The sequence below is a fragment of the Ancylobacter polymorphus genome, from assembly GCF_030813495.1.
GTDB classification, from domain to species: Bacteria; Pseudomonadota; Alphaproteobacteria; order Rhizobiales; family Xanthobacteraceae; genus Ancylobacter; species Ancylobacter polymorphus.
Map to the genome: position 1 here is coordinate 276,946 of NZ_JAUSUI010000005.1, position 26,068 is coordinate 303,013.

Annotated in this window: 28 protein-coding genes; 10 read left to right on the forward strand and 18 right to left on the reverse strand. The window is 68.2% G+C overall.

Translation table 11 applies throughout. The features are described 5' to 3' along the window. Positions 1 to 168: 168 nt before the first annotated feature. The 3 genes from J2S75_RS13165 to J2S75_RS13175 all read left to right on the forward strand — a co-directional run bounded on the left by J2S75_RS13165 (position 169) and on the right by J2S75_RS13175 (position 5,657). A complete protein-coding gene (locus tag J2S75_RS13165) occupies positions 169 to 3,570 on the forward strand; it encodes an autotransporter domain-containing protein (RefSeq protein ID WP_307020323.1) in 3,402 nt (1,133 codons plus the stop codon). A gap of 137 nt (positions 3,571 to 3,707) precedes the next feature. Next, entirely contained in the window at positions 3,708 to 4,514 is an 807-nt protein-coding gene (locus J2S75_RS13170; RefSeq protein WP_307020325.1) for a DeoR/GlpR family DNA-binding transcription regulator, read from the forward strand. Between the two features lie 264 nt (positions 4,515 to 4,778). Next, positions 4,779 to 5,657 carry a manganese catalase family protein gene (locus J2S75_RS13175; RefSeq protein WP_307020326.1) on the forward strand — a complete coding sequence of 293 codons (879 nt, stop codon included), beginning with the start codon at positions 4,779 to 4,781 and terminating at the stop codon, positions 5,655 to 5,657. A gap of 50 nt (positions 5,658 to 5,707) precedes the next feature. On the opposite strand, the gene J2S75_RS13180 is transcribed toward J2S75_RS13175, so the two are convergent. After that, the gene (locus J2S75_RS13180) at positions 5,708 to 6,034 is read right to left on the reverse strand and encodes a DUF2934 domain-containing protein (protein WP_307020328.1); all 327 of its coding nucleotides are present in this window, start codon (positions 6,032 to 6,034) and stop codon (positions 5,708 to 5,710) included. Between the two features lie 114 nt (positions 6,035 to 6,148). Here J2S75_RS13180 and J2S75_RS13185 point away from each other — a divergent pair, with 114 nt between their 5' ends. The 4 genes from J2S75_RS13185 (at position 6,149) to J2S75_RS13200 (ending at position 9,887) form a co-directional block, all read left to right on the forward strand. Further along, positions 6,149 to 7,243, forward strand: a complete 1,095-nt coding sequence (locus tag J2S75_RS13185) for a DNA topoisomerase IB (protein WP_307020329.1) — start codon at positions 6,149 to 6,151, stop codon at positions 7,241 to 7,243. Between the two features lie 285 nt (positions 7,244 to 7,528). Then, positions 7,529 to 8,071, forward strand: a complete 543-nt coding sequence (locus J2S75_RS13190) for a DUF4142 domain-containing protein (RefSeq protein ID WP_307020330.1) — start codon at positions 7,529 to 7,531, stop codon at positions 8,069 to 8,071. 44 nt (positions 8,072 to 8,115) lie between these two features. Then, a complete protein-coding gene (locus tag J2S75_RS13195) occupies positions 8,116 to 9,408 on the forward strand; it encodes an SDR family oxidoreductase (RefSeq protein WP_307020331.1) in 1,293 nt (430 codons plus the stop codon). Next, complete coding sequence (locus J2S75_RS13200; protein ID WP_307020332.1) at positions 9,408 to 9,887, forward strand: DUF2269 family protein; 480 nt, start codon at positions 9,408 to 9,410, stop codon at positions 9,885 to 9,887. The genes J2S75_RS13195 and J2S75_RS13200 overlap by 1 nt, the downstream gene beginning before the upstream one ends. A 20-nt stretch (positions 9,888 to 9,907) precedes the next feature. Here J2S75_RS13200 and J2S75_RS13205 read toward each other — a convergent pair whose 3' ends face one another. From J2S75_RS13205 to J2S75_RS13230, 6 genes are all read right to left on the reverse strand, one after another. Beyond that, entirely contained in the window at positions 9,908 to 10,414 is a 507-nt protein-coding gene (locus tag J2S75_RS13205) for a hypothetical protein (RefSeq protein WP_307020333.1), read from the reverse strand. Further along, entirely contained in the window at positions 10,411 to 10,881 is a 471-nt protein-coding gene (locus J2S75_RS13210; protein WP_307020334.1) for a hypothetical protein, read from the reverse strand. The genes J2S75_RS13205 and J2S75_RS13210 overlap by 4 nt, the downstream gene beginning before the upstream one ends. Next, positions 10,878 to 11,672, reverse strand: coding sequence for an SDR family NAD(P)-dependent oxidoreductase (locus J2S75_RS13215; RefSeq protein ID WP_307020335.1), 795 nt, complete (start codon positions 11,670 to 11,672; stop codon positions 10,878 to 10,880). Before J2S75_RS13215 ends, J2S75_RS13210 begins: the two co-directional genes overlap by 4 nt. Positions 11,673 to 11,683: 11 nt before the next feature. Beyond that, the gene (locus J2S75_RS13220) at positions 11,684 to 12,853 is read right to left on the reverse strand and encodes a zinc-dependent alcohol dehydrogenase (protein WP_307020336.1); all 1,170 of its coding nucleotides are present in this window, start codon (positions 12,851 to 12,853) and stop codon (positions 11,684 to 11,686) included. A gap of 172 nt (positions 12,854 to 13,025) precedes the next feature. Then, on the reverse strand, positions 13,026 to 14,081 hold the full coding sequence (locus J2S75_RS13225) for an HPP family protein (RefSeq protein ID WP_307020337.1): 1,056 nt from the start codon (positions 14,079 to 14,081) through the stop codon (positions 13,026 to 13,028). A 100-nt stretch (positions 14,082 to 14,181) separates the two neighbouring features. Beyond that, positions 14,182 to 14,631, reverse strand: coding sequence for an RrF2 family transcriptional regulator (locus J2S75_RS13230; protein ID WP_307020338.1), 450 nt, complete (start codon positions 14,629 to 14,631; stop codon positions 14,182 to 14,184). Between the two features lie 69 nt (positions 14,632 to 14,700). On the opposite strand from J2S75_RS13230, the gene J2S75_RS13235 reads away from it, so the two are divergent. After that, positions 14,701 to 15,984, forward strand: a complete 1,284-nt coding sequence (locus J2S75_RS13235; protein ID WP_307020339.1) for a PAS domain S-box protein — start codon at positions 14,701 to 14,703, stop codon at positions 15,982 to 15,984. Positions 15,985 to 15,998: 14 nt separating this feature from the next. Continuing rightward, positions 15,999 to 16,556, forward strand: a complete 558-nt coding sequence (locus tag J2S75_RS13240; RefSeq protein ID WP_307020340.1) for an AAA family ATPase — start codon at positions 15,999 to 16,001, stop codon at positions 16,554 to 16,556. 81 nt (positions 16,557 to 16,637) lie between these two features. Here the strand turns inward: J2S75_RS13240 and J2S75_RS13245 are convergent, their stop codons facing one another. The 8 genes from J2S75_RS13245 to J2S75_RS13280 form a co-directional block, all read right to left on the reverse strand. Next, positions 16,638 to 16,904 (reverse strand): hypothetical protein, encoded by a 267-nt coding sequence (locus tag J2S75_RS13245; RefSeq protein WP_307020341.1) that lies wholly within the window; start codon positions 16,902 to 16,904, stop codon positions 16,638 to 16,640. Positions 16,905 to 16,975: 71 nt separating this feature from the next. Continuing rightward, positions 16,976 to 17,500 carry an ureidoglycolate lyase gene (locus J2S75_RS13250; RefSeq protein WP_307020342.1) on the reverse strand — a complete coding sequence of 175 codons (525 nt, stop codon included), beginning with the start codon at positions 17,498 to 17,500 and terminating at the stop codon, positions 16,976 to 16,978. A 59-nt stretch (positions 17,501 to 17,559) separates the two neighbouring features. Beyond that, a complete protein-coding gene (gene hydA / locus J2S75_RS13255; RefSeq protein ID WP_307020343.1) occupies positions 17,560 to 18,987 on the reverse strand; it encodes a dihydropyrimidinase in 1,428 nt (475 codons plus the stop codon). A gap of 210 nt (positions 18,988 to 19,197) precedes the next feature. After that, complete coding sequence (locus tag J2S75_RS13260; RefSeq protein ID WP_307020344.1) at positions 19,198 to 19,914, reverse strand: energy-coupling factor ABC transporter ATP-binding protein; 717 nt, start codon at positions 19,912 to 19,914, stop codon at positions 19,198 to 19,200. Then, positions 19,911 to 20,636 carry a cobalt ECF transporter T component CbiQ gene (gene cbiQ / locus J2S75_RS13265; protein WP_307020345.1) on the reverse strand — a complete coding sequence of 242 codons (726 nt, stop codon included), beginning with the start codon at positions 20,634 to 20,636 and terminating at the stop codon, positions 19,911 to 19,913. Before cbiQ ends, J2S75_RS13260 begins: the two co-directional genes overlap by 4 nt. Beyond that, on the reverse strand, positions 20,633 to 21,187 hold the full coding sequence (locus J2S75_RS13270; RefSeq protein ID WP_307020346.1) for a NikL family nickel/cobalt ECF transporter subunit: 555 nt from the start codon (positions 21,185 to 21,187) through the stop codon (positions 20,633 to 20,635). The genes cbiQ and J2S75_RS13270 overlap by 4 nt, the downstream gene beginning before the upstream one ends. After that, positions 21,184 to 21,798: a cobalt transporter CbiM gene (gene cbiM / locus J2S75_RS13275; protein WP_307020347.1), complete on the reverse strand. Its 615-nt coding sequence runs from the start codon at positions 21,796 to 21,798 to the stop codon at positions 21,184 to 21,186. The genes J2S75_RS13270 and cbiM overlap by 4 nt, the downstream gene beginning before the upstream one ends. Before the next feature lie 4 nt (positions 21,799 to 21,802). Beyond that, the gene (locus J2S75_RS13280; RefSeq protein WP_307020576.1) at positions 21,803 to 22,528 is read right to left on the reverse strand and encodes a DUF4198 domain-containing protein; all 726 of its coding nucleotides are present in this window, start codon (positions 22,526 to 22,528) and stop codon (positions 21,803 to 21,805) included. A 199-nt stretch (positions 22,529 to 22,727) separates the two neighbouring features. On the opposite strand from J2S75_RS13280, the gene nikR reads away from it, so the two are divergent. Then, positions 22,728 to 23,201, forward strand: a complete 474-nt coding sequence (gene nikR / locus J2S75_RS13285; protein ID WP_307020348.1) for a nickel-responsive transcriptional regulator NikR — start codon at positions 22,728 to 22,730, stop codon at positions 23,199 to 23,201. 59 nt (positions 23,202 to 23,260) lie between these two features. Here the strand turns inward: nikR and J2S75_RS13290 are convergent, their stop codons facing one another. The 3 genes from J2S75_RS13290 to bcoG form a co-directional block, all read right to left on the reverse strand. Continuing rightward, positions 23,261 to 23,512, reverse strand: coding sequence for a GlsB/YeaQ/YmgE family stress response membrane protein (locus tag J2S75_RS13290; protein WP_244377614.1), 252 nt, complete (start codon positions 23,510 to 23,512; stop codon positions 23,261 to 23,263). A gap of 106 nt (positions 23,513 to 23,618) precedes the next feature. Further along, positions 23,619 to 25,136 carry a carnitine 3-dehydrogenase gene (locus J2S75_RS13295; RefSeq protein ID WP_307020349.1) on the reverse strand — a complete coding sequence of 506 codons (1,518 nt, stop codon included), beginning with the start codon at positions 25,134 to 25,136 and terminating at the stop codon, positions 23,619 to 23,621. Between the two features lie 10 nt (positions 25,137 to 25,146). Further along, complete coding sequence (gene bcoG / locus J2S75_RS13300) at positions 25,147 to 26,049, reverse strand: 3-dehydrocarnitine:acetyl-CoA trimethylamine transferase BcoG (protein WP_307020350.1); 903 nt, start codon at positions 26,047 to 26,049, stop codon at positions 25,147 to 25,149. Positions 26,050 to 26,068: the final 19 nt, after the last annotated feature.

Here is a 26,068-nt window from a genome sequence, read left to right on the forward strand (position 1 = left end):
ACCGCGAGGGTGCCTGAGCACCGTCGCCATGTCTGACCACCCCAAAAATGTAATCTAAGTGACATACTGATCTGCCAAATCGACAGTCCTCGATCAACGCCGACCGAAATCCGGGAGCCAGTGTCGCTTTCCGGGCCGGGCGCGGCACTCCGGGCGCATGGGGACTGCATGATGACTCTTGGGAAAACCCGCCACCGACGTGACTTCAGCCTCGCCACACTCACCTCCCGCCTCCTGTGCGGGGCGGCGATGACGGTGTTCGGCACCGTTGCCGCCCAGGCGGAGGACGGAACGCTCCGCATCCTGACGCTGAACACCTGGGGCGACCAGTACGCCAACAATCTCGGCGTCACCTCGGACTTTTTCATCAACGGCAATTACGACATCATCGCCCTGCAGGAATCGCGCACCAATACCAAGTACATTCCCGGCCTGACGCAGATGCTCGGCGACGCCGGCCTCGGCACCTATGCCGGCACGCAGATCAGCGATGTCAGCGTGCTCAGCCGGCTGTCCGGCAGCTTCGGCTCCAGCTCGCTCGGCGATGCCGTCGCCTATCAGAAGATCGATGCGCAGAACGGCGTGCCGCAGACCATCATCGGCTCGGTGCATCTCAACTATTACGACGAGCCCAATGCCCGCCTCAACGAGGTGAAGGGCATGAACAGCTGGGCGGCGGGCTCCGACACGCCGATCATTCTCGTCGGCGACTTCAATGCCGGCGACGTGTCCGAGCGCGGCCTGCACAATGCCGATCAGCAGTCCTATCTCTTCGCCCGCACCATCGTCGACAGCGGCTCCTCGGCGCTGTGGAAGCAGCTGGCCAAGGAATACACCCCGGAAGGCAAGGCGAGCCAGTATGAGGCCTACGCCGCCTCGATGCAGGTGGTGGACGGCAATGGCACGGTGCATTACCGCAACGTGATCCAGGCCTATTTCGACGCCAACCGCAGCGAGTTCCCCGGCAAGACCAGCATCTCGCAGCTCAGCTGGCGCCAGTGGGAACAGATCATCGCCAAGGACATGGCGCAGAACGGCATCACCTTCGAGGACGAGACCTATCCGGTGGCCTCGAACACGCCGGTGACGATGAACGTGCTGAAGAAGCAGTACATGCTGCTGACCACCGCAGCGGAGCGCGAGCCCTTCGCGCCGCATGAGCTGAAGGACGGCACCACCACCTGGCCCTCGGCCGGCGAGGATGCCACCAACACCTGGACCAGCTGGGACCGGGTGACGATCGACCATTTCATGGTCTCCCGCCCGTTCGGCAAGTGGTACACCATCGTTGACGATCCCAAGGACGCCTATACCGGCGTGCTCGACGATGTCGGCTTCATCAATGACGGCAGCGCTCCGCTGGCCGACCATGAGCCGGTGGCCCACACGCTCAAATGGATCGGCCCGGCGCTGGAGACCTATACCGAGACGGTGGACAGCAAGGACGTCGAGAAAACCCGCCTCGTCTGGGGTTCCGACGCCACCGTGTTCGCGGAGAAGAACAAGGAATTCTACCTCACGCGCAACAATATGCGCACCGATGTCTATCTCGGGCAGATCTCCGACGAGAACGGCAATCCGATCCTTACCGGCCTGACGCTGGAAGAAAAGAAGACGCTGCTGGACTGCAAGAGCACCGACCCGCGCTTCCAGCAGGCGATCCGCGACTACTGCATCGACGATCACAGCTTCATCGGCCAGACGCTGGTGACCGATGCCGGCACGCTCATCGTCGACGAGGACGCCGCCCTCGGCACCTCGGCGGCCAGCCTGCATCTCGACAATGGCACGCTGCGCATTGCCGGCACGGCCATGACGCTGCTCGACCGCGCGGTCGTGCTGGAAGCCGGCGGTGGCGGCATCGAAGTCGCCGCGGCGGACAACGCCGTGGCGATCGGCCGGGTGATTTCCGGCACCGGCAGCCTGACGAAGCTGGGCGAGGGTGCGCTCGGCCTGTTCGGCCAGAACACCTATAGCGGCGAGACCAAGGTCGAAGAGGGCCTGCTGGTGGTCAACGGGTCGATCGCCACCTCGTCCCTGACCACCGTTTTCGACGGCGCCGCCCTGGCCGGCACCGGCACGGTGGGCCATCTGCGCGTCGCCTCCGGCGGCACGCTCGCGCCCGGCCAGTCCATCGGCACGCTCAATGTGGCGGGCAACCTGACCTTCGCCGCCGGTTCCATCTATCAGGTCGAACTCAACGCCGAGGGCAAGAGCGACCTCGTCGCCGTCACCGGCGCCACCACCATCGAAGGCGGCAGCGTGATCGGCATCGCGGCCGGCGGCAACTATCTGCCCGAAACCGCCTACACCATCCTCACCTCGGCCGGCGGCATCGAGGGGACGTTCGCCGACGTCACCTCCAACCTCGCCTTCCTCGACCCGACGCTGGCCTATGGCGCGACCGACATCCGGCTCACCATGGCGCGCAACGACACCGCCTTCGACAAGGTGGGCTACACCAGCAACCAGCAGGCGGCGGCGCGCGGCGCCGAAAGCCTCGGCTATGGCAATGCGCTCTACAACGCCATCGTCATGCAGGACGCGGCGACGGCGCGGGGCATCTTCAGCCAGATCGGCGGCGAGGTGCACGCTTCCACTTCCGGCGTGCTGGTCAGCACCAGCCGCTTCGTCCGCGACGCGATGGATGACCGGCTGCGTGCCTCGGCGGGCGAGATGCTGATTTCCGACATGGCCGTGGCCAGCCTCGACACCAAGGCGCCTCGCCCGGTGGCGGCGGATACCAAGGGCGTCGCCATGTGGATGCGCGGCTTCGGCAGCTGGAACGCGGTCGACGGCGACAGCAACGCCGACGGCCTCACCAGCAACACCGGCGGCGTCCTCGGCGGCCTCGATGCCGGCCTGCCCGGCAACTGGCGCGTGGGCATGCTGGCCGGCTACAGCCAGACCTCGGTCAGCCTCGACGACCTCGCCGCCAGCGCGGACAGCGACAACGTCCATCTCGGCCTCTATGCCGGCACGCAGGCCGGCCCGGTCGGGGTGCGCCTCGGCGCCGCCTATACCTGGCACACCATCGACAGCCTGCGCCAGGTCAACATCCCGACCATCAGCGAGCGGCTCACCGCCGATTACGATGCCGCGACCTCGCAGGTCTTCGGCGAACTCGGCTACCGCTTCGAGAACGGCACGGCGGTGTTCGAACCCTTCGTCAATCTCGCCTATGTCCACTTCAGCAATGACGCCTTCGCCGAGCAGGGCGGGGTCACCGCGCTGGGCGGGCAGAGCGACAGCCTCGACACCTTCTTCACCACGCTGGGGCTGCGCGCGTCCACGAGCTTCAACGTCGGGGGGATGCAGGCCACGCTGCACGGAACCGTCGGCTGGCAGCATGCTTCGGGCGACATCACGCCCGACGCCTCGCTCGCCTTCGTCGGCGGCGACGTGTTCTCGGTCGCCGGCGCGCCGATCGCGGAAAATGTCGCGGTGCTCGGCGCGCGGATCGAGTTCGCCGCCACGGAACATGCTACCGTCAGCATCGGATATGACGGGCAGTTCGGCTCCGGCCAGAGCGACAACGGCCTCACGGGGACGCTGAGCGTCAAGTTCTGACGCACGGCCCTTCCGTTTCATCCTCTGCCGGCCGGATCATGCCTCCGGCCGGCACCGAGCCGTCTCGACCCATGCGGCGCCTGATGGACGCCGCATGGGTCGCTGACTATTGTGACGCTGTGCTTTCGAGAGCCGACATGCTGATGCGCGACGACGAGCGGGACGACGAGGGCAAGAAGGCGCGCCGCCGCGCCTTCCTGGTGCAGTATCTCGACCAGAACCGCTACATCTCGATCGAGGAGATCGCGAGCCGCTTTTCGGTGACGACCCAGACCGCCCGGCGCGACATCGTCGCGCTGGAGCTGGAGGGCAAGGTGCGCCGGCTGCATGGCGGCGCCGTGGCCTCGACCCCCATCGATCCCACCGTCTACCGGCAGCGCCGCATCGCCAATGCGCAGGCCAAGGAGGCCATCGGCGCCGCCGTCGCCCGGCTCGTGCCCAACAATGCCTCGGTCTTCCTCGACACCGGCACGACCTGCGAGGCGGTGGCCCGCGCGCTCATCGACCACACGGCGCTGCGCATCGTCACCTACAGCCTGCGCGTCGCCTCGACGCTGAGCGACCGCACCGATTTCACCATCGCCGTCCCCGGCGGCTTCGTCCGGCAGGTGGATGGCGGCGTGTTCAGCCAGACCTCGGCCGAGTTCATCCAGGCGTTCAAATTCGACTTCGTCGTCATTTCGGTCAGCGGCATCGACGAGGATGGCGATATCGGCGATGACGATTATGCCGAAGTCGCTGCCGTGCGCGCCGCGATGATGCAGGCGGGGCGGGTGATCCTCGCCATCGACAGCAGCAAGTTCGGCCGGCGCGGGCTGGTTCGGCTGGGATCGCTGCGCGACATCGATCTGCTGGTCACCGAGGCCGCGCCGGTCGGCGACCTCGCCAGCGTCGCCGAGAAGAGCGGGGTCAAGCTCCACCTCGCGCGGATGGAGCCGGCCTGAGCGCGCCTTGCCGAATGGCCCCTCTCGCCGACCGATCCGCCGGGATCGACAGGTAAAACGCGCGACTTCCCATAGAATTACCTCGCCTCACTACTTGGCTGCCGCAGATATCGATTGCCGAGATAATATCGGAACGATGGCCGGGATTGCCTGTTGGTCTGCGAGCGTGCGCCTGTTTCGGTGCGCCGCCACGCCAACACTTACAGCCATCACGCGGCGGTCCCGACCGGGGACCGGCCGCCCCGGCATATCCTGGAGGTTCAGATGTTCTACACCGACGGCAAGCTGCAATATCCGGTGCGCGTCGAGAAACCCGATCCGGTCTTCGCCCGCGCGCTGCAGCAGGCGATTGGCGGGGTGGAGGGCGAAATCCGCGTGGCCATGCAGTACATGTTCCAGGCCTTCGGCGCCCGTGGCCCGGTGAAGTATCGCGACATGCTGCTCAACACCGCGACGGAAGAACTGGGCCATATCGAGATGCTGGCGACGGCCGTGGCGCTGAACCTCGAGAACGCGCCGCTGTCGCTCCAGGAGGAAATCTCGGCGGATGCCGTCGGCGGTGGCGTGCTGAACGGCATGGATTTCCGCCATCTTCTCTCCACCGGCCTCGCAGCGCTGCCGGCCGACGCCAATGGCGTGCCGTTCTGCGCCTCGCATGTCTACGCCTCCGGCAACATCGCCGCCGACATGTATGCCAATGTGACGGCGGAAGCCTCGGGCCGCGTGCTGGCGGTGCGGCTCTACAACATGACCGACGATCCCGGCATGAAGGACATGCTGTCCTTTCTCATCGCCCGCGACACCATGCACCAGCAGCAATGGCTGGCGGCGATCGAGGAACTGGGCGGCGCCGCGGCGCTGCCGATCCCCGACAGCTTCCCGCAGGAGCAGGAGAACCGCGATTTCTCCTATGTCTATCTCGGCCACATGACCGACGGCACCATTCCCGAGGGCCGCTGGTCCTCCGGGCCCAGCATGGACGGGCGCTCCGAATTCACCGGACAGGTGTCGAAGCCGCTCGGCGGCGAGCCCAGCCTTGCCCCGGCGCGGCCTGACGGCGGCGCACAGACGGGTCAGGTCTCCAAATCAGGCATGGGTGGCATGCTCGGCCAGGTGGAAGGCGCCATCGAGCGCCGGCTGTAGGAAAACGGGGCGGCCGATGGCCGCCCCGCTCTCCATCGCCGTCTCGTCGCTCACACAGGCGGCTTCTTGCGGCCGGAGACCTGTCCGGCCGCCCCACTTTCCGCCGGTGCGGTCGCCGCGTCCGGATGGTGGGGGATCTGCATTTCGCCCTGGTCGGTAAGGGTGGGAAACTCGCCAGCATTGGTCAGCGCCTCGATCGGCTCCACCGGCGGCGACGCGGTTTCCTCCACCGAAAGCAAGGTTTCCGGGCGGCCTTCCTCGATCGCCAGAATCTCCTTGGCCTCCACCCAATGATCCTCGGCCCGGCCTTCCGGGCGGCCTTCCTGCTCCCACAACTGGTGGGCCCGCGCGCGTATGGTCTCGTCTCGTTCGTCCATGGCGTTCCTCCCGCTTCTTCGGCCAGAACGCGCCGGAGAGGCGGACCGTTCCGGCCGGAACCGGCGACAGCGCGGCACGTTGAGCGTCACTCCCCCGGAGGCGCGTTCATCGACATGGCCGAAAAAACCACCATCCGGCGCCTGGCGCGCCGCTTCGATCTCAAGATCGTCTCACCCACCAGCCTCACCATCCGCCGCAAGCGGCGCGGGCGTGGCTTCAGCTATGAGACCGCCGACGGCGCGGCTCTGAAGGATGCGGAGGAACTGGCAAGGCTGCGGCGGCTCGCCGTGCCGCCGGCCTACCGCAATGTGTGCTTCGCCGCCGATCCGCGCGCCCATCTTCAGGCCGTCGGCGAAGACGCCGCCGGGCGGCTGCAATACCGCTATCACCCGGATTGGACGCTGGTGCGCGAGACGCTGAAGGCCGACCGGCTCTCCGGTCTCGCCCAGGCGCTGCCCCGCATCCTGCGCAACGTGCGCCGCGAATTGCGCCAGCCCTCCTCCCCCCGCCGCTTCGCCCTTGCTGCCGTGGTGCAGCTTGTGGCGCTCACCGCGATCCGCGCCGGCAGCGAGGAATATGCGCTGGAGCACGGCACGCGCGGGGCGACGACACTGCTCAAGTCGCATCTGCGGATCAACGACGACGAGGTGGCGCTGGCCTTCAAGGGCAAGGGCGGCAAACCCATCCGCAAGCAGTGCCGCGACGCCGATCTCGCCCGCGCGCTGGCGCAGCTGAAGGAGATGCCCGGCGCGCGCCTGTTCAAATACCGGGGCGAGGATGGCGGCGTCCACGCGGTACGCGGCGCCGATGTGAACGCCTTTCTGAAAGCGGTCAGCGGGCAGGCCATATCGCTGAAGGACTTCCGCACCCTCACGGCGTCGCTCGGCGTGCTCGACCGGCTGGGCCGGCTGGAGCCGGCGGGGAGCGAGCGCGGCCGCCGCCAGCAGATCCGTCAGGCCATCGCCCCCCTCGCCGACGAACTCGCCAACACGCTCACGGTCTGCCGCACCAGCTATGTCCATGACAGCGTGATCTCGGCTTTCGAGACGGGAAAGCTCGCCAAGACGGGCCCCGAAGCCCGCTCGCCGCTCGCGCGGATGCAATTGCTGTCCGAACTCCTGCGCAGCAAAGGCTGCCGCCCGTCCTGCGCGGGAAAGAGCGTTGCCCGCCGGCGGATGGCGGGATCGGGCGAGGCGGCAGCGCCCTAGGCGCCCCCGAGCAAGACCGACGCGCATCTATCGGCGGACGGTGCTTGTGCCACCGCGCATGGCGGGCGCTAGCGGAACAACGGTAGCGGAATAGCAGACCGAAGGCGCTTTATTCATATCAGAGCGCTGCGGTTACATGATACATCGCCGAAAGTATTTGCTTATGGAGCCTGAGAAGGCTTCGACACACAACGGAACCTTCCTGGTTACTGCCACTTAGCGAGGGGTAGAGCGCGATCCGGCGCCGCACGCGCCCATGCGCGCTTCCAAGAAATGGAGACGAGAATGAAAGCCCTCAAGCTGTTCACCGTGGCACTCATCACCGCTGCCCCGCTTTCCGTGCTTCCGGCCGCCGCGCAGTCGGTCGGCGAGCAGACCGGGGTGAATGCGGTACTGGGCGTCAGCCCCTCGACCACCGATTTCGCCACCCAGGCCGCGGTGAGCGGCATGTTCGAGATCCAGTCGAGCGAACTGGCGCTTGAGCGCGGCGACGCCGCCACCAAGGCCTTCGCGCAGCAGATGATCACCGCGCACCGCAAGGCTTCCGAGGAGCTGAAGGGATTGGTGGCGAGCGCCAATATCAACGTCACCCTGCCGGCGACGCTCGACAGCGCGCATCAGGAGACGATGGACGATCTGCGCAAGCTGCAGGGGGCCGAGTTCAACGAAGAATATATCGACGAGCAGGTCGACGCGCATGAAGATGCCATCTCGCTGTTCGAGCGCTATGCCGAGGGCGGCGACAATGCCGCGCTGAAGGCCTGGGCGGCGAAGATGCTTCCCGAGCTCAAGCACCATCTCGACATGGCCAATAAGCTCGACAAGTGAGCCGGCCGCGCCTCGGTCACCGCCGCTGCGAGGGGTGAGGCGGCATGGCCCGCATCCTCATCATCGGCGCCACCGGGCTGATCGGCGCACATGTGGCGGCCGATCTGGCGGCCGCCGGCCATGATGTGACCGGCGTCGCGCGAGCTGTCGATGCGGCCGCGCGGGCGATGCCGTCGCTGCGCTGGCGGGCGCTCGACCTTGCCCGCGCGCCGAGCGCGGATTGGGTGCCGCTTCTGGCGGGAATCGACGTGGTGGTCAATTGTGCGGGCGCGCTGCAGAGCGGGCCCGCCGACGATGTGAGCGCAACGCATGAGCGCGGGCTCGCCGCCCTCGTCACCGCCTGCGAAAGCGCGGGCGTGCGCCGCGTCATCCATTTCTCCGCCATGGGCGTGGACCGGGCGACGCCGACCGAGTTCTCCCGCAGCAAGCGGGCGGGGGACGAGGCGCTGATGGCGAGCGCGCTGGACTGGGTGATCCTGCGGCCCTCCGTCGTGCTCGGGCCGGCGGCCTATGGCGCCAGCGCCCTGATCCGAGGGCTGGCGGCGCTGCCTCTCCTGCCCGTCATGCCGGCGACGGCGCCTTTGCAGCCGGTGGCGCTGGCGGATGTGGTCGCCACCGTCGCCTTCTTCAGCGCGCCCAACGCTCCGGCCCGGCTCGCGCTGGAACTGGCGGGGCCGGACAGGCTGGACTTCAACGCACTTGTCCGGCTCTACCGCCGCTGGCTCGGCTACCGGCCGGCGCGGGAGATCGCGCTGCCCGCGCCGATCGCCGGGCTTTTCTACCGGCTGGGGGACCTCGCCGGCCGGCTGGGCTGGCGCCCGCCGGTGCGGTCGACGGCGCAGCGGGAAATCGCGCGCGGGGCGGTGGGCGACCCTTCCGCCTGGCAGCGCGCGACCGGCCTCGCACCGCAGGCGATTGCCGCGACGCTGGCGGCACGACCGGCCTCGGTGCAGGAACGCTGGTTCGCCGGGCTCTATCTGCTCAAGCCGGTCATCCTCCTCAGCCTCGCCCTGTTCTGGATCGGTTCGGGGCTTGCCTCGCTCGGGCCGGGCTATGAAGGCGGGGTCGCGCTGATGCGGCAGGGCGGCGCCGGGGCGCTCGCGCCGCTGGCGGTGATCGGCGGCGGGCTGGCGGATCTTCTGGTCGGCGTCGGTCTCATCGTCCACCTCACTGCACCGCTCGCCCTGCTCGGCGGGATCGCGGTCGCGCTGTTCTACGCGCTGGCCGGCAGCGTGCTGACGCCCTGGCTGTGGCTCGATCCGCTGGCGCCCTTGCTCAAGATCGCACCGATAATCGCCCTGCATCTGGTCGCCCTCGCCACGTTGAGGGACCGGTGATGGGCTATTTTATCCTGAAATTCCTGCATCTTATCGGCGCGGTGGTGCTGATCGGCACCGGCGCCGGAATCGCCTTCTTCATGGTGATGGCCCATCGCACCGGCAACGCCACCAAGATCGCCGGGGTAGCGCGCATCGTGGTGACGGCAGATTTCCTGTTCACCGCCAGCGCTGTTGTCGTCCAGCCTATCACAGGGGTATTGCTGGCACGTGAAGTTGGCTATCCGCTGACGGAAGGGTGGATCGTACTTTCGATCCTCCTGTATCTCGTGATCGGCGCCTTCTGGCTACCGGTCGTCTATATGCAGATGCGGATGCGCGATCTCGCCGAAGCCGCGGAAGCCGCCGGCGCACCGCTGCCACGCGCCTATCACCGGCTGTTCTGGACCTGGTTCGCCTTCGGCTTTCCGGCCTTTGGCGCCATTCTCGGTATTCTCTGGCTGATGATCGTCCGGCCGGACATCCCTCCGCTCGGGTGAACCCCCACCAACCCGCGTTTTCACACGACCTCGTCTGGACGGTCCTGCAAGACAGGCGCCGGGCTCGTGGCGCGGGTAAAACTGAAACGCCTCGCCAGCTCCAGTTCGCGCAAGCCGGCGGCCAGGCCCGCACCCCATACCAGATGCACGGCAAGCATGAGTGTGTTGCGCGGCGCGGGATGGACTGTTGCAGGCCTCAATACCCCCATGAGCGGAAGCCAGCCGAGATAGCTCGCGACCCACACGCCGACGCCGAAAAATGGGCCGGCCAATCGCGCGTGGCGCGGGGGCAGAAGGCCAAAAATGGCGCCCGCCGCACTGCCATAGGCGAAATGATGCACCAGCGTGGCGGTAGGCGGCGTGAGGCCAAGAAGCGGCAGCTTGGCGGTAATCTCGCGCGGCGGCAGGGGATAGCGCTGCGCGGCGGGCAAGCGCGCATGCAGGCGGCGCATCGCCATGGTCATGGGCAGCGTCGCGGCCATACCGGCAAGCGCGCCCAGCACCAGGCGGTCACGGGGCTTCATCATCGCCCGCCCCTCCGACCGACAGCGGCGGTGGCGAGAACCAGGCCCATGGCAGTGTAGGCGAGCGCAATGGAACGCGGCCGCACCACCAGCTCCCAGCCGGGCGTCAGGCGTCTGGGTACGACGGCGTAATCCACAACCGCCGCGAAGGTGGCCACCAGAGCCGCATCGCCCAGCGGGTTGCGCTGCGGACGCCAGAGCCGCAGCGCCTCGAACACGCCCGCCCAGAGCAACGAGGCCGCATGGTGGGTGAGATAGCCACCGAGCGTGTGCTTCAGGTCGACCGCGCGCGAGCGGCCGGCGGCGTCGCCCAGAAACCAGTGGCTGGTGGCGTTCACCGGCTGCACGACGTGCTGTCCTTCCGCCCGCGCCCGTAACGCGAGCACGACCGTGGTGGCAATGGCGGCGGCGCTGCCCGAGCGGAGCGTCCGGCCGGCAAAGCTGCGCAGAATCGCGGAAGGCACGCTCATGGGCGCCCCTTCCGCGGCTCGGCCATCTTGCGGTGCTGCTCGGCCAGCATTCCGGATGGCATGAGATTGGCGGCGGCGGTCTGCAGCTTGTTCTTCCAGCCGCTGACGACATCGCCTTCGCCCTTCATCAATGCCTCGAAACCGACCTTCGCCACCTCGGCCGGATCGTCCTTGTCGTCCTGGCCGACCTTGGTGTCGAGCATATCGGCACGGGCGAAGAAGGCGGTATCGGTCGGGCCGGGCATAAGGCAGGTGACGGTGACGTTTGTATCCTTCAGCTCGTTGCGCAGAGCGAAGGAGAAGGAGTTGAGGAATGCCTTGGTGCCGTTATAGACCGCCTGGAACGCCCCCGGCATAAAGCCGGCGATCGAGCCGGTGATGAGAATGCGCCCGCAATCCCGCGCCCGCATATCCCTGCCGATGCGGTGGATCAGATAGGCGGTGCCGGTGACATTGGTGTCCACCACCCGCTTCCACGTCTCGACCTCCTGATCGAGAAAGCCATGCCCGAGACCAAGGCCGGCATTGGCCATCAGCAGATCGACCGGCTGGCCGAGCGTGCGGACCGTCTCATAGAGTTCGTCGACCCCTTCGCGCCGGGCCAAATCAGTCTCAACGGCGGTTACACGGGTGCCGAGCCCGCGCAGCACTTGCGCGGCCTCCTCGATGCGCGGCTCGTCGGCGGCGATAACGAGGTCGTAGCCACGCTCGGCGGCGCAGCGGGCGAGTTCGAACCCGATGCCGGTGGAAGCCCCGGTGACGACCGCGAGCGGCCGGGTGACATAGGCCATGGCGGGTGTCCCTAGGGCTTGAGCACGACCTTGATGCAGCCATCCTGCTTGTCGCGGAAGGACTTATAGAGATCGGGTCCGTCCTCCAGCGAGGCGCGGTGGGTGATGACGAAGGAGGGGTCGATCTCTCCCTTTTCGATGCGCTCCATCAGCGGGGCGAGATAATGCTGCACCGGCGTCTGGGCCATGCGGAAGCGCAGGCCGCGATTGATCGCCGAGCCCATCGGCACCTTGTCAAGGAAGCCACCATAGACGCCGACAATGGAAACCGTTCCGAAATTGCGGCAGCAATGGATCGCCTGACGCAGCACATGCGGGCGGTCGGTGCCCATGAACAGCGCCGTCTTCACCCGGTCGACCACGGAATCGGCACTGGCGGTGGCGTCGGCCTCGGTGCCCACGGCGTCGATGCAGGCATCGGCCCCGCGACCACGGGTCAGTTCCATAAGGCGGTCATAGATGTCCTCCTCATGGAAATCGAGCGTCACCGCCCCGCCGGCCCGCGCCATGGCGAGCCGCTCGGGAACGGTGTCGATGGCGATCACCCGCTCGGCGCCGAGCAGGAAGGCAGAGCGGATCGCCATCTGCCCGACCGGCCCGCAGCCCCAGATGGCGATGGTATCGCCGGGCTGGATGTCGCAGAATTCCGCCGCCATGTAGCCGGTAGGGAAGATGTCGGAGAGGAACAGCGCCTGCTCATCGGTGAGGGAGTCCGGCACCTTGATCGGACCGACATCGGCATAGGGCACGCGCAGATATTCCGCCTGCCCGCCGGCATAGCCGCCCAGAAGATGCGAATAGCCGAACAGGCCGCCGGGCGAATTGCCCCACAGCTTCATCGCCTTGGCACGGTCGGGATTGGTGCGCTCGCAGCCGGAGAAATAGCCGCGCTTGCAGAAGAAGCATTCGCCGCAGGAAATGGTGAACGGCACCACCACCCGGTCGCCGACCTTGAGCTTGCCGTTGCCGGCACCGACCTCGACCACCTCGCCCATGGTTTCATGGCCGATCACGTCGCCATGCTGCATGCCGGGAATGATGCCGCCATAAATATGCAGGTCGGACCCGCAGATGGCACAGGCCGTGACCTTGATGATGGCGTCGCGGGCGTCCTCGATGGTCGGATCGGGCACGCTCTCGCAGCGTATGTCGCCCTTGCCGTGCCAGGTCAGCGCTTTCATGGGGGGGCTCCTCGTCCTCTAATTGCGAGGGCTAATCCCCAAATCTGCGAGACGTTCCGGCCGTGCGAGGCCGGAAACGGGGGTCAAATCCCGGCGCGGTACTCCGCACCCATTTTCCGGCAAAACCCTACCAAAACCGGGCGAAGAGCCCGGTTTGCTCGCGACAGATTGCTCAGGCAAGTCCGCGCCGGAGGATGGCGAGCCAGTCCGCCTCCGTCACCACGCCCAGCGGGCGCTCGGCGGCATCGACGATGAAGACGGCATGGACGCGGTCATTGGCGAAGCGGTCGAGCAGGGCAATGGCCGGCGTGTCCGGCGCGGCCGTGCTGGCCGGCGTCATCGCCTCCGCAAGCGACATTTCCGCCAGGGGCGTGGCCGGCAACGCCAGTTCGCGCAGGCCCACGGCGCCGACGATCCGTCCCGCATCATCGAGGACGGGCAGACGGCGTACATCGTGCTGGACCAGCAGCGCGCGCACCTCCTGCGGCGTCATGGAAAGCTGCGCCGCGATGACGCCCGAATGCATGACATCGGCGCAAGAGAGATCGCGGTAGGAACGCGCCAGCGCCCCCTGCTCCATGTCGCGCAGCAGCCGCTCAAGATCGTTCACGTCGATGTCGAAGGTCTCGCCCGTGCGCTCCAGGGCGGCGGCAAGGTCCGCCTTGCTGAACGTCCACGGCATCTCCTTCGCCGGCTTGGCGGGCGGAATGGGGACATGCGGATAAACATGGCCGGAAAAGCGATGATAGACCCAGGCGGAGGCCACCAGCACCACCGCATTCGCCCCGACGGGCAGGAAGGGGAAGACGAAGCCGGAGGTGGCGCCCGCGAAAAGGCCCACCAGCGCGGCGGCGCCACCCGGCGGGTGCAGGCAGCGCAGCAGCGACATGACCGCGATCGCGCCGCCGACCGCGATGCCGGCGGAGAGCGGCGACAGCGGCATGACATGCGCCACCAGAACGCCGACCAGCGCGGAAAGCGTGTTGCCGCCAATGGCCGGCCAGGGCTGCGCCATCGGGCTGGCCGGCACCGCAAACAGCAACACGGCCGAGGCCCCCATGGGCGGCACCAGCCACAGCAGATGCTGCGGATCCGTCGCGGCGAAGGCGCAGATCAGCCCGGTGAGCGCGATGCCGACCAGCGCCCCGGCGCAGGCGAGCAGGCGATCACGCAGGCTCGCGCCGGCGAGGATGGGACGGAACAGTCTCAGGCGGGAACTGACAGACAAGGCAGCCTCCAAGAAAACGGCATGCGTCGGCACGGCTTGCACGCGAGCGGCGCGCGCCAAGGGTCGGCTGTAGGTGGGGTGAGGGATGTTCTGGCCCTCATCAGGCGGCTCCGGCGCGCGGCGTCGCGATGCCGAGGGAGAGAATGAGGCGCTGAAAGCCCGGTTTTCGCTCCACGAGATCGGCCACGGTATAGCTGTCCAGCACGGCGAAGAAAGCGTCCATGGCCTCGTTGAGCACGGGAAGGACGCCGCAGCCGCCGGCCAGCGCGCAGCCCTCGCAGCCGACGAGGCAGTCATCCCCCTCGGTATGACGCAGCAACTCGCCCACGCGGATCGTCCCGGCGGGCCGGCCCAGCCGGTAACCGCCCGCGCGCCCCCGCACGCTGGCGACATAGCCCGCTTTGCCGAGGTCGTGCAGCACCTTCATCAGATGGTTCTGCGAGATCGAATAGGCGGCCGCTATTTCGGAAATCGCGCAGAGCCGGTCCCCCCGCGCCGCGAGGTAGATCAGGACGCGCAGGGCGTAATCGGAATAGCGCGTCAGCTGCATGGCTGTCTGGAGGCTTTCCAGTCGGAGAATACATGTATAGCGTATACATGATTTCAGGGGAGGCAAGGGATGACCGATAGCAGCGGCCAGACGGGGATGAAGGGTCCAGAGTCGGGCGTGCGGCCCTTTGTGATCGAAAGCCGCCATCGGGAGAGCGATGTCATCACCTCTTTCGTGCTGCGCCCGCGCGACGGGCGCCCGCCCGCGCCGCATGTCGCCGGGCAGCATCTGACGCTGTTCGCCGACATTCCCGGCGCGGGTCGGCAGAAACGCAACTACACCATCTCCGCCGCGCCCAATGGCGAGACCTACCGCATCTCGGTGAAGCGCGAGGCGGAAGGAATGGTGTCGAAATGGCTGCATGATGTGGCGCGCGAGGGCACGGTGCTGGACATCGCCCCGCCATCCGGCAGCTTCGTGCTGCCGGCGGACGATGCGCGCCCGCTGGTCATGCTCAGCGCCGGCGTCGGACTGACGCCGATGGTGGCGATGCTGGAGGCGCTGGCCGCCGACCATCGCAGGCCCCGGCTGCAGTTCATCCATTGCACCCAGAGCCGCGCCACCCAGGCCTTCGGCGCGCATCTGCGCACCCTTGCCGCCGCGCTGGGCGCGGCGACGGCCTTGTTCCATACGCGGGCGAACGACGGCGAGGCCAGCGACGGTGTCCTTGCCGGACACCTGACGCCCGACTGGCTGCTGGCACATTCCGCCGTCGCCGAGGCGGAGTACTTTGTCTGCGGCCCCACCCGCTTCCTTCGGGTCTTCGTGCCGGCCCTCGCCAAGGCGGGCGTTCCGCCGGAACGGCTGCATTACGAGTTCTTCGGGGCGGTGGAAGACCTGTTCGACGACCCGCCGCCGGCGAGCGCCGCACCGTCCTCCCCGCCCGCAACCGTGGCGGAGCGCCACTCGCGCACGGTCGGCGATGTCACCCGCGCGGCGATCAGCGACGCGCTGCTCGACAGCGCGGCCGACGCCGTCGTGGTCAGCGATGCCGAGGGGGCGATCGTGCTGTGGAACCCCGGCGCCGAGCGGATTTTCGGCTTCACCGAGGAGGAGGCGCTGGGCCGTTCGCTCGACATCATCATTCCCGAGCCGTTCCGCGCCCGGCATTGGGAGGGTTATCGCGAGACCGTCGCCTCCGGTCAGAGCCGCTACGGCGCCGGCGACATGCTCGCCGTGCCGGGGCTGACCCGCGACGGACGGCGCATCTCGCTGGAATTCACCATCGCCCTCATCAAGGACCCGGCCGGCAAGGTCACCGGCATGGCCGCCGTGCTGCGGGACATCACCCCCCGCTTCGAGGAAATGAAGGCGCTGAAGAAGAAGGTGGCGGAGCGTCAGGCCGCGCCTTGACGCCGGGAGGCTCCATGGATCGTTTCGTCGTCATTTCCGGCTGCTCGGGCGGGGGCAAGTCCACGCTGCTGGCCGAACTCGCGCGGCGCGGCTTCGCGACTGTCGAGGAGCCCGGGCGTCGCATCGTTGCCGAGCAGCTACGCGCGGGCGGGACGGACCTGCCCTGGGTCGATCTCGCCGGCTTTGCCCGCCGCGCCGTCACCCTCGCGCAGCAGGACCGGGCGGCGGCGCAGGACCAGGGCGGCTGGGTGTTCTTCGATCGCGGGCTGGTCGACGCCGCCGCCGCCCTGGCCTTCGCGACCGGTGAGCCGCTGGACGCCGCGCTTTGCGCCGCGCATCGCTATAATGGGCGGGTGTTCCTGACCCCGCCCTGGCCAGACATTTTTGCCGGCGATGAGGCGCGCCGGCACGACTTCTCCGCCGCCATAGCCGAGTATGAGCGCCTGCTCGCCACCTACCCGGCGCTCGGCTATGAGGTCACGCTTCTGCCGAAACGGACGGTCGAGGCGCGGGCGGATTTCCTCCTCGGCACGCTGGGCGCGACCGTGGCGCCAGGTCCGGCTCGCCACTAACGCACACCGCACGTGAAGAAGGGCAGGTGCGATGCGCCCCTGCCCCTCGGTTTGCCCGACGTAAGCTGACGCCGCCAGGGGTCACCAGCGGCTGTGGTGGCGATCACGGCCGATGAAATAGCCCACGACCACGCCGGCCAGCGCCGCCGTCACCATGCCCGGAAGCACGTCGATGCGGTTGGCGACCGCAGCGTTACCGGCGGCATAGAGGCCCGAGGCGCGGTCGGCCGCCTCATGCATGCCTTCCCGTACCGCTTCGCCGGCGGAGGACATGTTGCGCCCCGCCTCGCGCACCAGCGCATCGGCGCTGGAAGGAAGGTTCTCGTTGATCTTGTTGGCGTCGGCCATGGGAATGCTCCTGCTGAGATGAACTGCCAGAACAACGCCGCCCCGCGAGGAGCGTTCCCACCGCGCCGCCGTCACCCCGCGCCGATGACAAAGGGAGCGACGATCCGCTCCTCGCAATCCTCCATGGTTCCGGCCTGCCAGGACTGGACGAAGAAACGCCCCGCCCCGCCAAGCCCGATGATCGGCGTGTGCCAGACCCCGCGCCCATAGACCGCCCCGCCGCCGGCGAAGGCGAAAGCCCGCAGCGTGCCGAGGTCCGGGCGGCCCTGCCCGTCATCCAGCGCGACGGCGAGGATGAAACTCTCCCCCTGCATGGCGACGATGGCCTGCTGCGAAAACGCATGGCGTTCCATCAGCCGCACGGTGAGCGGCAGCGCCTGCGGCGCCGTCTCGAACAGCGAGGCGATCAGCCGGCTTCCCGTCCGTGTGTCGGTCTCGAACGCCGTGATGTCGTGGCGCCGCGCCGTGCCGGCATTGGCCGGAATCGGATCGGCGCCGCCGGCCGCGACGAGATGGCCGTAGCGACGGAAAAGAGCAGGTGTCGCCGCGACGGCGGTCAGCGTCCGCCACGGCCCCTTCTCGTTGTTTTCGTTCACGCCTGCCTCACAGACTGCACCCCTGCCCTACCCGGCTCATCCCCCGCTCTCGCGGCCGGTCAGGCTCCCCCAGCCGGTATGGCATAGGGCGAGAGCTCGCGCTTGAGGAAGCCGCCATCGCCGGCTTCGCCGACGATGCGCCCGTCCTCGACCATCACCTTGCCGCGCAGCAGCGTCATGACCGGCCAGCCGGTGACCGCCATGCCCTCGTAAGGTGTGTAGTCCGCGCCGTGGTGCATCAGTTCCTGCCGGATCGTCTCCTTGCGGTTGGGGTCCCACAGCACGATGTCGGCGTCGAAACCGGGGGCGATGGACCCCTTTTTCGGATAGAGGCCGTACATCTTCGCGTGGTTGGTGGAGGTCAGCGCGACGAACTCGTTGAGCGTGATGCGCCCTTCCGCCACGCCTTTGGAGAACAGGATCTGCAGCCGCGTCTCGACGCCGGGAATGCCGTTCGGCACCCAGCGGAACGAGGTGCGGGCCTTCGGGTTCAGCTTGCCCATCTCGCCCGCGTAGAAAAAGGCGCAGTGATCGGAAGAAAAGGTCTGGAACACACCGGTGCGGATGCCCTCCCAGATGGCGTCCCAGCTGGCATGGTCGCGCGGCGGCGGCGAGCAGACATATTTGCCGCCGCTCTCATCCATGTTGAGGCCCTTCATGTCCTCGGCGGTCAGAGCGACATATTGCGGGCAGGTCTCGCCATAAACCTTCAAACCCTTCTGCTGCGCCCAGCGGATCTGCTCCATCGGCTCGCGCCCCGAGACATGCACCACCATGATCGGCACGTCGGTCAGCTCGGCATGGCTGATGGCGCGGTGGGTGGCCTCGCGCTCCACCGACTGCGGACGGGAGACGCCGTGATAATAGGGCGCCGTCTTGCCGGCGGCCTCCAGTTTCTGGGTCATGAAGCGGATGGCGTCATAGCCCTCGCAATGGACCATGACGAGGGCGCCACAGCCGCGCGCGCAGTCGAACACTTCCAGCAGCTGGCGGTCGTTCAGCACCAGATCGTCATAGGTCATGAACACCTTGAACGAGGTGTAGCCATCGCCCACCAGCGCCGGCAGTTCCTGTCCCAGAACGCTGGGCGAAGGGTCGGAGATGATGAGGTGGAAGCCGTAGTCGCAATAGCATTTGCCCTCGGCCTCCTTGTGATAGTCCATCACGCTCTGGCGCAGGCTGGCCCCGCGCGGCTGCAGCGCGAAGGGCAGCACCGTGGTGTTGCCGCCGGCAATGGCCGAGCGTGTGCCGCTCTCGAAATCATCCGCCATGGCCGGGCCGCCAAAGGCCGGCTGGGCGAGGTGGACATGGCTGTCAATGCCGCCGGGCATGACCAGCAATCCCGAGGCGTCGATCACCTTCGCGCCGCCGGTGAGGCTCTCCGCCACCGCCACGATCCGCCCGTCGCGGATGCCGACATCGGCGCGCACCGTGTCCGAGGCGGTGACAACCGTGCCTCCGCGTATGACCGTATCGAATTCGTGCATGGGTGCCTCGCTGGCTGGGTTGGGGGGACGCGGCTCCGCCGGCAGGCGCCCCGCCTGCAAGTCGCGCACCACCTCCCGGCGGCAAAGGGCGCACCGCGATCCCCCGCGCGCCCATCGCCCGCGCCGGGGCCGGAAGGCGCGGCTTCCGCTCGTTTGGGGTCAGCCACCGCCTCCCGGTTAGGCAGGGTACGACCAGCCCCCCGCCCGTCGCTAGCTCTCGGCCACCGGGTGGATATGCGGGTGCGAATGGGTATGGCTGTGGGGGTGGCTGTGCAGTGCAGCGGGGATCAGCCGCCCGCCCTCGATCGCCATCGCCCGCGTCGCCAGTTCGGCGATGAAGCCGTCATCATGCGACACCAGCAGCATGGCGCCGGGAAAGGCGTGCAGCGCCGCCCGGAGACGCTTTCCGTTCGCAGCGTCGACCCCATTGGTGGGCTCGTCGAGCAGCAACACGTCCGGCTTCATCGCCAGCAGCCCGGCGAGGCAGACGAGACGCTTCTCGCCGCCGGAGAGCCGATGGCTGATGCGCGGCGCCAGCGCGCCAATGCCCAGCGTCGCCAGCACCTCTTCGGCCCGACGGAACGCCTCCGCCTGGGTGCAGCCGAGATTGAGCGGCCCGAAGGCCACATCCTCGATCACGCTCGGGCAGAACAGCTGGTCGTCGCTGTCCTGGAAGAGATAGCCGAGGCGCGGACGCAGGGCACGAAAGTCGCGCTCGCTGCGGCAGGCCGCGCCGAACAGCCGGACCTGCCCGGCACTCGGGCGCTCCAACCCGACCAGCGTGCGCAGCAGCGTGGTTTTGCCCGCGCCGTTCGGCCCGACAATGGCGAGCCGCTCCCCCGCCGCGAGGGAGAGGTTCACCCGGCTCAGCACGGCGGCGCCGTCGCGGACGACGGTGATCTCTTCAAGGGCAAGCAGCACGCTCATAGCCGGTCCGCCAGGGTGAGCGCGAGCCCGAAAGCCAGCGCGGCCGTCACCCCGGCCCAGTCGCGGCGTGTCGGCGGCGGCAAGGCGAGGCGCGGAAAGCGGCCCTCATAGCCCCGGCACAGCATCGCCTCCTCCACGCGCTGCGCCCGCGCCAGCGCCCGCACCAGCAGCATGCCGACAAGATGGCCGTAGCTGCGCCAGCTGTGGCGGTTCGAGCCCGGACGGAAGCCGCGCACCCGCATCGCTTCCAGGAGGCGCCGTGCCTCGTCGCGGATGAGCGCGAGATAGCGGGCGGTGAGCACGAAAAGCCGCACCAGCGTCTCCGGCACATGGAGCCCGCGCAGCGCGCCACCCAGCCGTGCCGGCTCGACCGCCCCGAGAAGACCGACAAGGACCAGCGCCGAAGCGGACACCTTGGCGGCGATCAGCGCCGCGCGCGCCACGCCCTCGACGCTCGCGGTAAGTGGGCCGAGCGCAAACAGCGGCTGTCCCGGCAGGGTGAACGGCAGGGTGGCGAAGAGCAGCAAGAGGAAGCCTTCCACATGCAGCAGCCGCCGCCACAGCTTGGCCGGCGGACGGGACACGGCCACCGCCAGCACCACCACCCCCAGCGCGGCCAGCGCGACGGGCAGCCGGTGCAACTGCGACAGGCAGGCAATGAGGACGAAGGCGCCGACGAGGCGCAGGCGCAGATCGCCGGTCGCGGCGGCGTCCGTCTTCATGCGCGCTGCCCCTTCGCCCAAAGCGCCATGCCGGCGAGGCCGAGGATGAGGAAGATGCCGGAAAGGATGTCGGCATAGCGCAGGCGCGAATCCATTTGCTCGATCCGCTCCATCAGCGGCGTCACCTGCCGCTGCACCGCTGCCTCGACCAGCGCGGCCAGCCGGGCCTCGCCTTCCGCTTCCACCGCCGGCGCCGGACGGTCGACGGGTGGCGGCGACACAGCGGCGGCCGCTCCGCCGAAACGCCCGGCCGGCAGCGTCGCGGCGGCGACATGGCCCTCGCGCGTATCGACCGTCACCGTGGCATCAACGGGCGGCTGCGGCACCGGGAAGGCGAAGCGCCCCTCCCCGTCCGTCGTCCCGGAGGCGAGCGCCGTCCCGGCAGGGTCCTTCGCCGCCCACACGGCCCCGGCGGCACGGCCGCCGCCAATGAAGAAGGCGTAGCCCGTCACCTCCCCGCCCTCCACCGTGGCGAAGACCTTCAGCTTATGCGCCTGCGCCGGGCCGGCGAAGGCCAGCGCCAGCAGGAGCGGCAGCAGCAGCCGGATCATGACGTGACGGGCCTCAAGGCCTCGGGCTGCACGCGGGCGAGGAAGGACACCACCGCGCCGGTGACGAAGGCTTCCACCAGCGCGAGCGGCAGATAGGTGGCGATGACCACGCGCGCCGCCGGGGCGAAATCGCTCGACGACAGCCACAATACCAGCGCCACCATGCCCCCCGTGCCGAGCACCGCCAGCGCTCCCGCCGCCGCCCCGGCGGCAAAGCGCAGGGATGCGCGCGGCGTGGAACGGATCACCGGCCCCAGCGCCATGCCGCACAGCACACCCGGCAGCGCGATGTTCACCGTGTTCACCCCCAGCGTGGTCAGCCCCCCGAAGCCGAACAGCAGCGTCTGCAACAACAGGGCCACCAGCACGGCGAGAAAGGTGGCGGGCCCCAGCATCACCCCCATCAGCCCGGCCAGCAGCAGATGCACGCTCGACGGCCCCACCGGCACCGCGACCAGCGAGCCCGCGAAGAACGCGGCGGCGAGCAGCGCCGTGCGCGGGATCATCCGCTCATCGAGCCACCGCAAACCCAGCGCCACGCCGCCAGCAGCGAGGAGACCGCCGCCGATGAGCACGGGCGCGGAAAGCAGGCCGTCGGGAATGTGTGCCATAAGGCTACTTTCTGACCATATCGGTGGCCTTCACCCAGATCAGCGCGCCCTCTTCCACCGGCACCTCCTTGCCCTCGGGCGAGATCATCGGCGCGTCGCCTTCCAGCAGCGCGGCGAAGCCCCACCACCCCGCGCGCGGCATGGCATAGGTGAAGGTGCCGTTGGCGTCGGCCTTGATCACCTGCGTAACGAAGGCGTCGTTGGGCGGCGTCACCGTGCCGTCATTGATGAACTCGACCTCGACCTCCGCAAAAGGCGCGGGCTTGCCGCCCTTCAGCACCACGCCGGTGAAGACGTTGCCGGTCCACAACCCGGTCGGCCGGGTCAGTGGCTGGATTTCCACCGGCAGGCCCACCAGCGCGTCCCAGCCCTCGCCGGAGGCGTAGGAATCGACCGTCACCTTGGCGTAATGGACAATGTACTTGCCCTCGGAAGGCTCCCAATAGGGCTGCGGCTCGACATAGAAGATCGCCGCGCCGGGCTCCTTCAGCTCATAGGCCAGCGTCCAGGCGCTCTTGCCGTCGACCGGCTTCTCGGTGATCCGCCCGAGAAGATCGGTCGCCTTGCCGCCGGCCAGCACGCCCAGCTTTGCCGGCTTCTTCATCTCCATGACCGGCCCGCCCTCGACCGGATGGGTAAACACCATCTCCACGCTCACCGCGCCGCCCTCCGGCAGCACGTCGGCAGAGGGGATGATCTCCTGGAAATGCGCCAGCGCCGGCAGCCCCATCAGCGGCAGGGCGAACAGAGCGGCGATGAGGCCGGAACGGTGGGGGGCGGACACGCGGCACCTCCTGTATGAATAAAAGGACAAAAAATCATACAGACGCAGCAGTTCGCAGCAAGCGCAAAAAATAGTCACAACCCGAAAAGTGTTGCGAAAATCAAGGTGATAACCTAGTTTCCATCCCACCGGGAGGGGCGCTTCCATGCAGCGGATCACCATCGCCATCGACGACGATCTGGCCGCGCAGCTGGATGCCTTCATCGAACAGAGCGGCGCGGCGAACCGTTCCGAGGCCATTCGCGACATGGTACGGCGCGGCCTCGCCGCCCGGCCGGACGGGCCGGACGGTGCCGCCTGTTTCGGCGTCGTCAGCTGTACCATCGACCAATCGGTGCGCAACCTCGCCGCGCGGGTGCCGCAAGGCCGGCTGGAGCGGCACGACCAGACGGTGGCCGCCCTCTCCGTGCCGCTCGACCACACCACCTCGGTGGATGTCACGGTCATGCGCGGCGAGGTCGGCGATATCGCCGCCTATGCGCAGGCTTTGTTTCTGGAAAGGGGGGTGATGCATGGCGCGCTGAGCCTCATCCCGGTGGCCGAGGACAAGTCACACCATGTCCACAATCACGGCTCCCCGCACGCCCACACCCATGTGCGGGTGAAAAGCGGGTTCTAGATGTGAGAAAGGCGCGCCCTTGCGAGCGCGCCTTCCACGGAAGGTAACGGGCCGTCGCGTCAGTTTCGTATCGCGCGCACAAGCCCGATCAGGATGCACGCCCCCAGCACGCCGGCGACGAGATAGCCGATCCAGCCGCCGAAGCCGACACCGATCAGGCCGAACAGGAAGCTCGCCACCGCCGCGCCGATGATGCCGAGCACGATATTCATGAAGATGCCGGTACCGGTCTTCATGATGGCGGAAGCAATCCACCCCGCCAGACCGCCGATGATGATGGCGGCGATCCAGCCAATCTGTGCGTCTTCCATGCGATATCTCCCAGAACCCCGATTGGAAACGCTGAGAAAACGCCTGGGCCGCCGGGCCGTTCCCCGCCCGGCGGTGCCGGCGCCGGTATTTTTAGCGCCGCGGGGATCACTCGGCGGCGGCGGCCCGCGCCTTGGCGCCGACCGCGCGGCCGGCCTCGGCGGGTCGGGGCAGCCCGGCATGGGCGGCGGCGAGCACGTTCAGCTTGGCGAGGATCGAGGCCGGCGCCGGGCAGGCGCGGCCGGCCTTGCTGTCGACATGCAGCAGCATGTGTTCGCCGGTGGCGACTTCGCGGCGCTCCGGGCCGGCGAACAGCCGGTGGAAGACATGCAGGCGCTTCTCGTCCGTGCCGAGGATCTGCGTGGTGCACATCAGCGCCTCGCCCAGCTTCGCCTCGTCGAGATGCCGCAGATGCGTCTCCACCGTGTAGTAGCTGTGGCCGCCCTCGACATAGGCGAGATCGACGCCGATGAGCCGTAAGAGCGCATCCGTCGTGTCGCCGAAGACGTGCAGATAGCGGAACTCGGTCATATGGCCATTATAGTCGAGCCAGGCCGGCGAGACGCGCGTCTCAAGCAATTCCAGCGGTGCGGCGCGGTCGACAGCCACGGGCGGCGCGCCGGCCTGCGCCCATAGACGCTGCTCGAATTCCCTTAGCAATTGGCCCGCGCCCCAGCCCTCCCCGCCCCGGCTGGCCTTCAGCGCCTGCACGATGCCGACGAGGTTCTCGTCGCGGATGCGCTCCAGCTCGCGGATGGAGAGGCCGCCCGCCTGCGCGTCCGACTGGGCGCCGATCTTCTCCACCAGCGCCTCGTCGAGATCGACCACGTCGGTCAGCTTGGTCCACGGCCATTGCAGGCAGGGGCCGAACTGGGCGAGGAAATGGCGCATGCCGGCCTCGCCGCCGGCGATGCGGTAGGTCTGGAACAGGCCCATCTGCGCCCAGCGCAGGCCGAAGGAATAGCGGATCACGTCGTCGAGCGTCTCGACATCGCAGATGTCGTCCTTGATCAGCCACAGCGCCTCGCGCCACAGCGCTTCCAGCAGCCGGTCACCGACAAAGGCTTCGATCTCGCGGGCGATGACGACGCCCTTCATGCCGATGGCGTCGAGCACCGTCTTCGCCCGCTCGATCGTTTCCGGCGCGGTTTCCACGCCGCCGACGATCTCCACCAGCGGCAGCAGATAGACCGGATTGTAGGGGTGGGCGACGAACAGCCGCCCGGGATGAGCCAGTCCCGCCTGCAACTCGCTGGGCTTGAGGCCGGAGGTGGAGGAGCCGATGAGCGCGCCGGCCGGCGCGGCGGCGTCGATCTCCGCCAGCACACGGCGCTTGAGGTCGAGCCGCTCGGGCACGCTCTCCTGCACCCATTCCGCCCCGGCCACCGCCTCGGCCAGGCTGGCACAGAAGGTCAGCCGGCCGCGCTTGGGCAGCGGTGCGCCGGTGAGCAGGCCATAGGCGCGCTCGGCATTAGCCAACACCTCGGCGACGATGCGCTCGGCTTCCGGGTGCGGATCGAACACCTTCACATCGATGCCGGCGAGCAGGAAGCGGGCGATCCAGCCGCCGCCGATGACGCCGCCGCCGATGCAGGCGGCGCGGGAGATGGGAGAAAGGGCGGACATCGGCATCTCCTCAGCGCTTCACCAGCTTCAGCTTCTCGCGCACCTCGGCCGGGCCGATGACGCGCGCGCCCATATTCGTCACCAGATTCGCGGCCTTTTCCACCAGCTGGGCATTGGTGGCGAGCTGGCCCTTGCCGACATAGAGGTTGTCCTCCAGCCCGACGCGGACATTGCCGCCCGCCAGCACGGCGGCGGCCGGGTAGGCCATGGCGTTGCGGCCGATGGAGAAGGCGGAGAAGGTCCAGTGGGCGGGCACGTTGTTGACCATCGCCATGAAGGTATTCAGGTCGTCCGGCGCGCCCCAGGGAATGCCCATGCAGAGCTGGATCAGCACCGGGTCCTCGATCAGCCCTTCCTCCGCCAGCTGCTTGGCGAACCAGAGGTGGCCGGTGTCGAAGGCCTCGATCTCCGGCCGCACGCCCAGCGCCGTCATCTGCCGCGCCATCTCGCGCAGCATGGAGGGCGTGTTGGTCATGACATAATCGCCGAGATTGAAGTTCATCGTGCCACAGTCGAGCGTGCAGATTTCCGGCAGGCAATCGGCGACATGGGCGACCCGCTCGGTGGCGCCGGCCATGTCGGTGGCCTTCTCGTTCAGCGGAAACGGCGCCTCGACATGACCGAAGACGAGATCGCCGCCCATGCCGGCGGTGAGGTTCAGCACCACGTCGACCTCGGCCGCGCGGATGCGGTCGGTCACCTCGCGGTAGAGGTCCCGCCGGCGCGAGGCGGCGCCGGTCTCGGGATCGCGCACATGGCAATGCACCACCGCCGCGCCGGCCTTGGCCGCGTCGATCGCGCTCATCGCGATCTCCTGCGGGGTCACCGGCACATGGGGAGAGCGGCCGGTGGTGTCGCCGGCACCGGTGACGGCGCAGGTGATGAAGACATCGCGATTCATCGACAAGGGCATGGAAGGGCTCCTGAACTCA

Coding starts and splice junctions, on each gene's coding strand:
- J2S75_RS13260 (WP_307020344.1), bottom strand. CDS start 19,914: ATGAGCGTGCTGCTTGCCCTTGAAGAGATCACCGTCGTCCGCGACGGC.
- J2S75_RS13270 (WP_307020346.1), bottom strand. CDS start 21,187: ATGATCCGGCTGCTGCTGCCGCTCCTGCTGGCGCTGGCCTTCGCCGGC.
- J2S75_RS13200 (WP_307020332.1), top strand. CDS start 9,408: ATGGGCTATTTTATCCTGAAATTCCTGCATCTTATCGGCGCGGTGGTG.
- J2S75_RS13190 (WP_307020330.1), top strand. CDS start 7,529: ATGAAAGCCCTCAAGCTGTTCACCGTGGCACTCATCACCGCTGCCCCG.
- J2S75_RS13180 (WP_307020328.1), bottom strand. CDS start 6,034: ATGGACGAACGAGACGAGACCATACGCGCGCGGGCCCACCAGTTGTGG.
- cbiM (WP_307020347.1), bottom strand. CDS start 21,798: ATGGCACACATTCCCGACGGCCTGCTTTCCGCGCCCGTGCTCATCGGC.
- J2S75_RS13185 (WP_307020329.1), top strand. CDS start 6,149: ATGGCCGAAAAAACCACCATCCGGCGCCTGGCGCGCCGCTTCGATCTC.
- J2S75_RS13215 (WP_307020335.1), bottom strand. CDS start 11,672: ATGGCCTATGTCACCCGGCCGCTCGCGGTCGTCACCGGGGCTTCCACC.
- J2S75_RS13235 (WP_307020339.1), top strand. CDS start 14,701: ATGACCGATAGCAGCGGCCAGACGGGGATGAAGGGTCCAGAGTCGGGC.
- J2S75_RS13280 (WP_307020576.1), bottom strand. CDS start 22,528: ATGGGGCTGCCGGCGCTGGCGCATTTCCAGGAGATCATCCCCTCTGCC.
- J2S75_RS13205 (WP_307020333.1), bottom strand. CDS start 10,414: ATGATGAAGCCCCGTGACCGCCTGGTGCTGGGCGCGCTTGCCGGTATG.
- hydA (WP_307020343.1), bottom strand. CDS start 18,987: ATGCACGAATTCGATACGGTCATACGCGGAGGCACGGTTGTCACCGCC.
- bcoG (WP_307020350.1), bottom strand. CDS start 26,049: ATGCCCTTGTCGATGAATCGCGATGTCTTCATCACCTGCGCCGTCACC.
- J2S75_RS13290 (WP_244377614.1), bottom strand. CDS start 23,512: ATGGAAGACGCACAGATTGGCTGGATCGCCGCCATCATCATCGGCGGT.
- J2S75_RS13195 (WP_307020331.1), top strand. CDS start 8,116: ATGGCCCGCATCCTCATCATCGGCGCCACCGGGCTGATCGGCGCACAT.
- J2S75_RS13240 (WP_307020340.1), top strand. CDS start 15,999: ATGGATCGTTTCGTCGTCATTTCCGGCTGCTCGGGCGGGGGCAAGTCC.
- J2S75_RS13245 (WP_307020341.1), bottom strand. CDS start 16,904: ATGGCCGACGCCAACAAGATCAACGAGAACCTTCCTTCCAGCGCCGAT.
- J2S75_RS13220 (WP_307020336.1), bottom strand. CDS start 12,853: ATGAAAGCGCTGACCTGGCACGGCAAGGGCGACATACGCTGCGAGAGC.
- J2S75_RS13295 (WP_307020349.1), bottom strand. CDS start 25,136: ATGTCCGCCCTTTCTCCCATCTCCCGCGCCGCCTGCATCGGCGGCGGC.
- J2S75_RS13170 (WP_307020325.1), top strand. CDS start 3,708: ATGCTGATGCGCGACGACGAGCGGGACGACGAGGGCAAGAAGGCGCGC.
- J2S75_RS13230 (WP_307020338.1), bottom strand. CDS start 14,631: ATGCAGCTGACGCGCTATTCCGATTACGCCCTGCGCGTCCTGATCTAC.
- J2S75_RS13165 (WP_307020323.1), top strand. CDS start 169: ATGATGACTCTTGGGAAAACCCGCCACCGACGTGACTTCAGCCTCGCC.
- J2S75_RS13175 (WP_307020326.1), top strand. CDS start 4,779: ATGTTCTACACCGACGGCAAGCTGCAATATCCGGTGCGCGTCGAGAAA.
- cbiQ (WP_307020345.1), bottom strand. CDS start 20,636: ATGAAGACGGACGCCGCCGCGACCGGCGATCTGCGCCTGCGCCTCGTC.
- nikR (WP_307020348.1), top strand. CDS start 22,728: ATGCAGCGGATCACCATCGCCATCGACGACGATCTGGCCGCGCAGCTG.
- J2S75_RS13210 (WP_307020334.1), bottom strand. CDS start 10,881: ATGAGCGTGCCTTCCGCGATTCTGCGCAGCTTTGCCGGCCGGACGCTC.